The 8,444-nt window shown below is 67.7% G+C and carries 7 protein-coding genes and 2 pseudogenes; 4 read left to right on the plus strand and 5 right to left on the minus strand.

Annotated features, from left to right (window positions below; all coding sequences use genetic code 11):
* Positions 1-103, minus strand: a pseudogene (locus tag ACIHCQ_RS44225) (IS6 family transposase); the annotation flags it as partial.
* 243 nt (positions 104-346) lie between these two features.
* On the minus strand, positions 347-1,123 hold the full coding sequence (locus ACIHCQ_RS44230; RefSeq protein ID WP_399674955.1) for a reverse transcriptase domain-containing protein: 777 nt from the start codon (positions 1,121-1,123) through the stop codon (positions 347-349).
* Between the two features lie 137 nt (positions 1,124-1,260).
* Between ACIHCQ_RS44230 and ACIHCQ_RS44235 the strand changes: the two genes are divergently transcribed.
* Together ACIHCQ_RS44235 and ACIHCQ_RS44240 are read left to right on the plus strand one after the other, a co-directional pair.
* The gene (locus ACIHCQ_RS44235; RefSeq protein ID WP_399674957.1) at positions 1,261-2,727 is read left to right on the plus strand and encodes an NAD(P)/FAD-dependent oxidoreductase; all 1,467 of its coding nucleotides are present in this window, start codon (positions 1,261-1,263) and stop codon (positions 2,725-2,727) included.
* Between the two features lie 41 nt (positions 2,728-2,768).
* Positions 2,769-4,454 (plus strand): aminotransferase class I/II-fold pyridoxal phosphate-dependent enzyme, encoded by a 1,686-nt coding sequence (locus ACIHCQ_RS44240; protein WP_399674959.1) that lies wholly within the window; start codon positions 2,769-2,771, stop codon positions 4,452-4,454.
* Between the two features lie 247 nt (positions 4,455-4,701).
* Here the strand turns inward: ACIHCQ_RS44240 and ACIHCQ_RS44245 are convergent, their stop codons facing one another.
* Entirely contained in the window at positions 4,702-5,700 is a 999-nt protein-coding gene (locus ACIHCQ_RS44245) for a zinc-binding alcohol dehydrogenase family protein (protein ID WP_399674961.1), read from the minus strand.
* A gap of 128 nt (positions 5,701-5,828) precedes the next feature.
* Between ACIHCQ_RS44245 and ACIHCQ_RS44250 the strand changes: the two genes are divergently transcribed.
* Entirely contained in the window at positions 5,829-6,452 is a 624-nt protein-coding gene (locus ACIHCQ_RS44250; RefSeq protein WP_399674963.1) for a CGNR zinc finger domain-containing protein, read from the plus strand.
* Positions 6,453-6,629: 177 nt separating this feature from the next.
* On the opposite strand, the gene ACIHCQ_RS44255 is transcribed toward ACIHCQ_RS44250, so the two are convergent.
* Positions 6,630-7,175 (minus strand): hypothetical protein, encoded by a 546-nt coding sequence (locus tag ACIHCQ_RS44255; RefSeq protein ID WP_399674964.1) that lies wholly within the window; start codon positions 7,173-7,175, stop codon positions 6,630-6,632.
* 67 nt (positions 7,176-7,242) lie between these two features.
* Here ACIHCQ_RS44255 and ACIHCQ_RS44260 point away from each other — a divergent pair.
* Positions 7,243-7,712: pseudogene (locus ACIHCQ_RS44260) on the plus strand (hypothetical protein).
* Here the strand turns inward: ACIHCQ_RS44260 and ACIHCQ_RS44265 are convergent.
* Positions 7,684-8,037, minus strand: coding sequence for a transposase (locus ACIHCQ_RS44265; RefSeq protein WP_399674966.1), 354 nt, complete (start codon positions 8,035-8,037; stop codon positions 7,684-7,686). The pseudogene ACIHCQ_RS44260 and the gene ACIHCQ_RS44265 sit on opposite strands and share 29 nt — an antisense overlap.
* Between the last annotated feature and the right edge of the window lie 407 nt (positions 8,038-8,444).

Raw genomic sequence — 8,444 nt, forward strand, 5'->3', positions numbered from 1 at the left:
CCTCGCGGAATGACAGCGGGAAGCGGAAGTACAGCCACACACAGTGGGAGATGACCTCGACCGGATACCGGTGACCCTTGTACGACGGCGACACGGCCCCCACAGACAGCCCCCTCCAGCACGATCAACCCGAAGATCATCCCACCCGGCCAACCAACGTGACAGCGCCGTTCGAACGGATCATCAGCGAAGCACGCAGACAGCGCGGCCAGAAACATCAGGCCGCATAGCCAAAGTCTCTACGCAACCAGGGGATTGACAGACGGGAACTCCCGCGCCAGGAACTGGTCGAGTAGGGTCGGGGACTGGCGCGGTGGATGAGTCTCCGTTTCCAGTCCCCGCCGCTTCAAACCGGACATGCGGTTCTCCCGCATCCGGCTTTCCGACATCGTTCACCGCTGGGCATGCGCCGTCGCCCCGTGCCACTTTCCGGACAGGCGGAAGACCCCGAGCCGACTGATCCACCCGTAGTTGTAACGGGCGGCCCAATTCCGGCCTGAGAGGCCATGTTTCTTGCTGGTGAAAATCGCCAGCCGCTCGTGGACGTACTGGTCCACCCTACGAACTTCCGCGCAGAATTTCCCTTACGGAAGTACCCGGCCCAACCCCGGAGCACCGGGTTGAGCTCGGCCACCACGGCAGCCACCGGCCGCTCGGTCCGAGAGCGGGAAGTAGCCGCGCGGACTTTGTCCCGCAGCACCTTCAACGCCCGTTGCGAGGGCCACCGGTACAGGTAGAACCTGCCCCGCCACTTCCACGACTCCACTTTCCGGTGGTGGAAGCCGAGGAACTCGAAGCCCTGCCCACCTCGGGTGAGGCAGGTGATGCCGGACTTCTCGGGGTGCAGTCGCATCCCGAGCTGTCCCAGCACTCTCGCCGCCAACTGCTGGGCCTGCTCGGCCCGTTGTCTGGTCGGCGACAGGACCACGAAGTCATCGCAATACCTCACCAGCACTCCCAGCCGGCGGCCCTCGCCCTGCCACGCCTCATCGAGGACGTGCAGAGCGACATTCGCCAGCAGTGGGGAGATCGGTGAGCCCTGCGGAGTTCCCGTCCCGGTCGGGGAGGTCACCCCGCCCTCCAGCACTCCCATCCGCAGCCACGACCGGATCAGCTTCAGCATCGACGCACCCGATCGGGATGGTCGGCCGCGTTGCCGTACACGTGCGCGAGGCAATCGCACGACATAGCGGGCGAGTTGAAGTCAACGGGCTCGGGCGCGTACAACAACGACAACAGGGCCTTCGGGAACCGTTCGGAATGGGGTCGTACCCCCGAGCTACCAGGAGGCTCTGCCTTCATGCGCGTACCGCCGGAAAATCACCCGACCAGGAACTCCGTTCGATCCACACGTTCCAAGATCGGTTGAGATACGGCTTCTCAAGAGAGATTGGTAATCCATCCGTGTATGACGTGATTGTTGTCGGTGCCCGATGCTCGGGTGCGTCGACTGCTGCGCTCCTCGCCAGGAAAGGCCACCGAGTCTTGGTGGTCGACAGGTCCATATTTCCCAGCGACGTCCTGTCCACGCATTTCCTGTGGCCACATGGAATGTCGTATCTGAACCGCTGGGGGCTGCTGGACAAGGTACTGGCCACAACCCCGTCCCACACCGTGGTCAACCTGGTGAACGAGGGGATCCCCCTGGCCGGAGAGGTCCCGATGGACCTGCTGCGCCTGCATTTCAAGGAAATGCACCAGGACGACTCCGGCGTGGTCCAGCGTTACGCGTCGGTACGGCGCCAGATCCTGGACCAGATCCTGATCGAGGCAGCTGCCGAGGCCGGTGCCGAGGTGCGCCAGGGGGTCACCGTCGAGGACCTGGTGTACGACGGCGAGCAGGTCGTCGGCATACGCGGGCGCACCAGGGGTGGGGACAGGTTGGAGGAGCGGGCCCGGGTCGTCGTCGGCGCGGACGGGCGCAACTCCCTGGTCGCCAGGGCCCTGAAGCTGCCCAAGCACGACCAGCGGCCCAAGTGCACCTTTGCCTACTGGAGCTACTTCTCCGGTTTCGACCTGACCACCGCTCACCTGCACCGCCGTGGACGCATGGGCATGGCGGTGGTCCCCACCAACTTCGGCCAGAACATGACCCTGGTCTGGGGGCCGAGCGAGTGGTCCAGGGAATTCCGCAGCGACATCGGCGGCAACTTCCACAAGGCGCTGGACTTCGTCAGCCCGGAGATCGGGGAGTTGGTCCGCACCTCCGGCAGCCGCGAGGAGCGCTTCTACGGGACCTTGGACCAGGCAGCCTTCCTCCGCCCGCTGTCCGGCCCCGGATGGGTCCTGGTGGGGGACGCGGAGTGCTTCAAGGACCAGTGCACCGCGACGGGCATGACGTACGCCTTCCGCGACGCCGAGCTGGCCTCCTCCGCGCTCCACTCGTGGCTGGCCGGGGAGCAGCCGATGGACCAGGCGCTGAGCCACTACCGCAGCCGCCGGCGCAGTCAGACCACCGCGGCGTACTACGACTACACCTGCACGCTGGCCGAAATGCAGACCCTGCGGCACGACGAGTTGCAGCTTTTCGTCGCCCTGCAGAGCAACCAGGACGAGACCAATCGGCTGATCGCCACCCACGCCGATATCGCCCCGGTCTCCGAGTTCTTCCAGGCATCGAACCTCTTCCTGCTCAACGACGCCGCCAAGCAGCCCTCGGACACCTTCCCCATCTTCGACAATTTCGAGAGCACGTCCCTGAGCTACCAGCAGAACCTTTTCGCCTGATCCCGAGGCCGGAAACGGGAAACGAGAGGAGAGGAACGGACATGCGGGAAAAGCGGAAAAACCAGGAGGCCTCGCCGCGTGAGGACGGCGAACTGGTCGGGGAGATCCTCACCGCGGCCGAGCTGGCCGTACAGCGGCTTGACGGGCGCAGCGCCGAGGAGGTGCTCCGCGACGATCCCGAGAGCTGCCGTGCACTCGTCGAATGCGCCACCACAATAGGCGAATCGGCCCGGGACACATCCGAGATGATGCGCAACTGGGCCTCCCACATCCCGTGGGACTCGCTCGTGCAGCTCGGGGCCAGCCAGAAAACCGATGTCGAGGTGGACCTGCTGTGCAGGTTCCTCCGCGACGAATACCCCAGCGCCGCCACCGCCCTTGAGGAGATGTGGGAGCCCGAGCACCTGCGCCGACCCGTCGACGCGGACGAGGAGTACGCGCTCGACAAGAACGCCTACGACTACTACCGGCCCGCGGGCCGTGACCTGATGCGGCGTACCGAGGACTTCCACGGATGGGTGGAGGCCCGCCGCCGTACGGAGACCTGGCAGTACTCGCGCGTCCTGGAGCAGGCCCCCGGGAACACCGCGGTCATCACCAACGACCTGGGGCGGCGCACCCGCGGCATCAACTTCAACTCCCAGGACTACCTCTCGTTCAACTCCCACCCCGCGATCCGTGAAGCCGCGGCCCGGGCGCTGCGCGACTACGGGCCGCACAGCGCCGGCTCGCCGATGGTGCTGGGCAACACCACGATCTCCAACGAGCTGGAAGAGGTCCTGGGCGAGCTGGTGGGAGCCGAGCACGTCACCCTCTTCCCGACGGGCTGGGCCGCCGGCTTCGGCACCGTCGTCGGTCTGGTGCGTCCCGAGGACCACGTGGTGATCGACCGGCTCGCGCACTCGTGCCTGCAGCAGGGCGCGCGGGCGGCCACCCGGAACGTCCGCCGCTACAAGCACCTGAGCGTGGACGCCGTACGCGGCCACCTGCGTGAGATCCGGGCGCAGGACGCGCGCAACGGCATCCTCGTCGTCACCGACGGCCTGTTCTCGGTGGACGCCGACTGGCCGGACCTGGTCGCGCTGCAGAACGTGTGCCGCGAGCACAACGCCACCCTCCTGGTCGACGTGGCCCACGACCTGGGCGCCATGGGGCCGGGTGGCAGCGGCGTGCTCGGCATGCAGGAGATGCTCGGCCAGGTGGACCTGGTGATGGGGGCCTTCTCCAAGAGCTTCGCTTCCAACGGGGGATTCCTCGCCTCCAACTCGCCCGCGGTGAAGCAGTACGTGAAGATGTTCGGCGGTTCCCATTTCTTCTCGAACGCCCTGTCCCCGATGCAGACCGCGGTCGTGCTCACGGCGGCCAAGATCATCCGTTCGCCGGAGGGCGACGAGCTGCGCGAACGGCTGTTCCAGGCGATCGACGCCCTCCGGGACGAGCTCGGCGGGCGCGGGCTGACCTGCATGGGCTTCCCCTCCCCGATCGTCCCGCTGCTGATCGGGAACGAGAAGCTGGCCCGGGTCACCAACCGGCTCCTGTTCGACCAGGGTGTGCTCGCCTTCATGGTGGAGTTCCCGGTGACCCCGACCGGCTCGTCCCGCTTCCGCCTGCAGGTACAGGCCGGTCACCAGCCCGAGGAGGCCCGCGAGGCGGCCCGGATCATCGACCGGTCCATCGCCGAGGCCCGTGCGTACCTGTCGACCGCCTTCGGGAGCGACTTGGCCTGACAGGCATCCACCATGCGGCGCTTGAGGCGGAGCGTGGCGCACGCTCCGCCTCAAGCTGTTCCTCGCCCTGACCGATTAGAAAGGCAAACTCCTGTGGTTGTGCTCATGAACTGCCAAACCGTCGGGGTTCTTTGCGTAGCGGGCACCTGGCAGGCGATCACGGCCCGCCGCCTGCGGGCTCGCCGGTGACCGCCGCCGGGCCAGGCCTTCCCACCCGCGCAGTCAGGCTTGACCAGCTCAATGGGAATCAGTCGCGCGCGACCGCGAGCACGATCTTGCCCCGGTTGTCCCGCCGCTCCAGCCGCTCGTGGGCCGCACGCGCCTGTTCGAGCGGAAGGACCGTCTCCACCGGCACGCGGTACGCGCCGGCCGCGATCCGCTCGGCCAGCTCGCGCAGGTCCTCGCGAGGGTCGTAGCCGTGTATCTGCAGGTTGGTGAGCTGGAAGCCGAGGATGGACACGTTCTTGGGATAGAAGTCCCGGGTGTCGACGGTGCTCGGCTCCAGTGCGACATTGGCGAGGGCGACCACGCGCCCGCCGTGCCCGACCTCGCGCAGACTCCGCCCGAAGGCGTGGCCTCCAACGGTGTCCAGCACGACATCCGCGCCGCGTCCCTCGGTCAGCCGCAGCACCTCCTCGACGGACACGTCATCGGGGTATGCGGAGGTGTCGACCGTGGCGTGGGCGCCCAACTCCGCTGCCCACGCGGTCTTTTCCGGTGAGCCGGCGACGGCAATGACGCGCGCCCCGGCCTCCGCCGCGATCTGCACGGCCGCGCTCCCGACTCCGCTCGCGGCAGCCTTCACCACCACGGTGTCGTCCTTGGTCACCTTGGCCAGGCGGCGCAGGCAGTACCAGGCGGAGAGCCAGGCGATGGGCAGCGCGGCAGCTTCCGTCAGGTTCAGGCCGTCCGGCAGGACGGTCACCTGCGCGGCCGGAACGGCCGCCAGCTCGGCGTAGAAACCAGGTGCGTTCACATCGTCCAGGGCCATGACCCGCTGTCCGACACTGATGCCGGTGACGCCCTCTCCCACCGCCGCGACGGTTCCGGCTCCCTCCAGCCCCGGGATCAGCGGCGGGCGCCTGGCCCGGTGGTAGACCCCGGCCCGTACGAGGGCATCCGCACGGTTCACCCCGGCGGCGGCGACCCGTATCAGTACCTCGCCGGGGCCCGCGACCGGGTCGGGCACCTCCACCGGCACCAGGACCTCGGGGCCGCCGAACTCATCGATCCGCACCGCACGCATACCGCACCCGCCTTCTTGAAAACGTTCCAGCGCCCTCCCGCAGGAGCAGGGCAGGACAGGGGACACCGGTTGAATAGGTGTCAACGTCTAACACCCCATGAACTGGTGTCAAGAGATAGGCTTCTCTCATGACCCGCACACCCGCTTCCGTCCGGCAGGAAGGCGCGGACCCCGCCCTCGCGTTCCCGTTCATCGGCGGTCGCCCCTGCCTGAACTTCGTCGCCACCCTCGGCAAACGGCACGGCGGCACCCCGCTGGAGCGGCTCCCCGACCCCGGGGCCCTGGCCCGCTGGATCGACGAGGCCGGGTTGCGAGCCGGCGCGGACGGCGAGCCAGTGCGAGTCACCGCCGGAGACCTGGTGTCCGCCCGCACCCTGCGTGAGGCCGCCTATCGGCTGGTGTGTGCCGCGATGGACGAGGGGGCGCCCGACCCGGCCGATGTCGCGAAGGTCAACGAAGCAGCCGCCCGGCCCGACCTCGCTCCACAACTCACCCAGTCGGCTGGCCCCTTGCACTGGAAGGCCGGTCACCCGGCCCAAGCGGCCCTCGCAACGGTGGCCCGGGACGCCGTCCTCCTGGTCAGCGGCCCCCTGCTGACCAGGGTGAAGGAGTGCGAGAACCCGGAGTGCTCACTGCTCTTCCTGGACGACTCCCAGGCCCGTCGCCGACGCTGGTGCTCCATGGACCGCTGCGGCAACCTCGCCAAGGTCGCCGGCTACCGGTCCCGCAGCCGTGCCGCCTGCACACGGTGAAGGCGGATGATCACCACTCGCAGCCTGTGCACTCACCCCTGACCACCACCACACCAGGCCTCCAACACACCTAAACTGCGATGATGCACACACGAATGCGTCGTGGAGTCGGTGCGACACGGCAGGCCGACCCACAACTACGCAGGTCAACACGTCACTTCAGGAGAACTGCACTGGTCATTCGATCCCAAGGGGCCCAATGCCCAGATCCTCACGCATGAGGCCCCGCATGTGGGTCATGGCCGTGCGACGCTGTGCAATCAGAGGCGCGTCCTCAGCGGAGCCGACAGCCACCCCCCTGGCGTAGGAATCGCGTATCCGGCGCAGGCTGTGAAACGCCTCATTCCCGGCCACCACGACCTGCTGCGGGCCCACGAGCCAGAGGCGTTCGCCCGCCGTATACAAGCCGGTGCTGCGGAAGGCTTCCCGTACTGCCGCGTCACGCGCCGACTCGGACATGTGATCGCCCAATGCGACCGCGCGTATCTCCTCACCTGCTGCTTTCAGCGCGGAGACGAACTCCGCGTACGCCTCCCGCCGCACTTCGAGCGCGTGCCGGGTCTCCTCTCGCCGCCACCGGTTGCGATCGGCGACAAGGGTGGCGGTGCCGATAACGGCACCGGTCAGTGTCGAGAGCAGGGCCATCCAGTCCATGCGCCGCAGCTTGTCTGAGAAGCCGTCCGCTTTCCGAACGTGATCGTTTGGTTCGGGCTGGGTGGGCATGAACTCCGGTCGTCGGCGGGAGAGATGGGCGTGGTTCGTCCGTTCACGTCGCTTGCGGAGGTGGCTGATGCCGTCGGTGCTTGGTCTGCTGGAGGCCCGGGAGAAGAAGATCCGGGAAGAGGTGGCGGGGCTGCGGGAGGAGGCCGAGCGGGTGCGGGCCGCGCTCGGTGAGGCGGAACACGCACTTCAGCGTCTGGTGGATGCCCGGGTCACGGTGACCGAGGTGTTGACCGAGCCGCCCTTGGCGGCAGCGGAGCCGGCGCCGAGGGCGGTGGCGGGATCGGTGGTGCCGCACCGGATCGAGGCATGGCGGCGTCCGTCCTGGCACCGGATTACCAACGCATCGTGGAGGTACTGGAGTCGGACGCGGGCCGGGCAGGTCTGCGGTGTCAGCAGCTGGCCGTGTCCCTGGGCCTGGAAGTAGTTCCGGCGAAGGTCGAGGGGCTGCGGTCGAAGGCGAAACGCCTGGTGGAACGGGGTTGGATCCTGCAGGTGCGGCCGGGGGTGTTCACCGCGCTCGCGACGCCGGCCGGCTGAAAGCACCCGGGCGGCGTCCGGCCAGGCGGCCGCTCATGAGCATGGTCATGGACCACAGCACCATGGCCTCGTGCATGGCGGGCAGCGTCTCATAGTCACGCACCAGACGACGCGAACGCATCAGCCAGCTCAGCGTTCTCTCCACCACCCACCTGCGCGGCAGCACCACGAACCCCGCCGTGTCATCGGAGCGTTTGACGATCTGGAGGGTGAGCCCGCACTTCTCGGCCGCCCAGTCCACCAGCCGGCCCGCATAACCGCCGTCCGCCCAGACGAGGCGGATGGAGAAATACACCGTGCGCAGCCGCTCAGTGCGTTCTGGCAAACCGGATCTTGTTCGAGTGGCGGCGGGTGATCATCTGGACGGAGGTTCGGGTGCGGCCGCGGGCATGAAAGAACGGGCCCCTTGGTAGTGACGCGGTTACGACACCAGCACGACCAAGGAAGCCCGTTGCCTGATCAGTTGAGCAGTACCACTGTGCCTGCGTCCACCGCGGTCACCCCTGGGTGTGACTGCTACGTGCACCGGTTCGGTTCGATCGCTCCGGGGCGGCGGGCAGGCTGCTATTCCAGTGACATGACGGATGCGGAGTGGGCCGAGGTCCGCTCCGCGATGCCGGTGCCGGCCTGGCTTCTCAGTGCGTTGTGGCAAAGGGAGTCCCTGTTCGATGAGCAGGGGCTTCTTCGTGTGCGGGGCATGATCGCGACGGGGTAGGGGCAGGCAGCGGACGG

Source organism: Streptomyces sp. NPDC052236, assembly GCF_044548015.1.
GTDB lineage: Bacteria > Actinomycetota > Actinomycetes > Streptomycetales > Streptomycetaceae > Streptomyces.

Excerpts from the sequence above, each read along its gene's own strand:
- ACIHCQ_RS44245 (WP_399674961.1), bottom strand. The coding sequence starts at position 5,700 with ATGCGTGCGGTGCGGATCGATGAGTTCGGCGGCCCCGAGGTCCTGGTG.
- ACIHCQ_RS44240 (WP_399674959.1), top strand. The coding sequence starts at position 2,769 with ATGCGGGAAAAGCGGAAAAACCAGGAGGCCTCGCCGCGTGAGGACGGC.
- ACIHCQ_RS44255 (WP_399674964.1), bottom strand. The coding sequence starts at position 7,175 with ATGCCCACCCAGCCCGAACCAAACGATCACGTTCGGAAAGCGGACGGC.
- ACIHCQ_RS44230 (WP_399674955.1), bottom strand. The coding sequence starts at position 1,123 with ATGCTGAAGCTGATCCGGTCGTGGCTGCGGATGGGAGTGCTGGAGGGC.
- ACIHCQ_RS44250 (WP_399674963.1), top strand. The coding sequence starts at position 5,829 with ATGACCCGCACACCCGCTTCCGTCCGGCAGGAAGGCGCGGACCCCGCC.
- ACIHCQ_RS44235 (WP_399674957.1), top strand. The coding sequence starts at position 1,261 with ATGGGGTCGTACCCCCGAGCTACCAGGAGGCTCTGCCTTCATGCGCGT.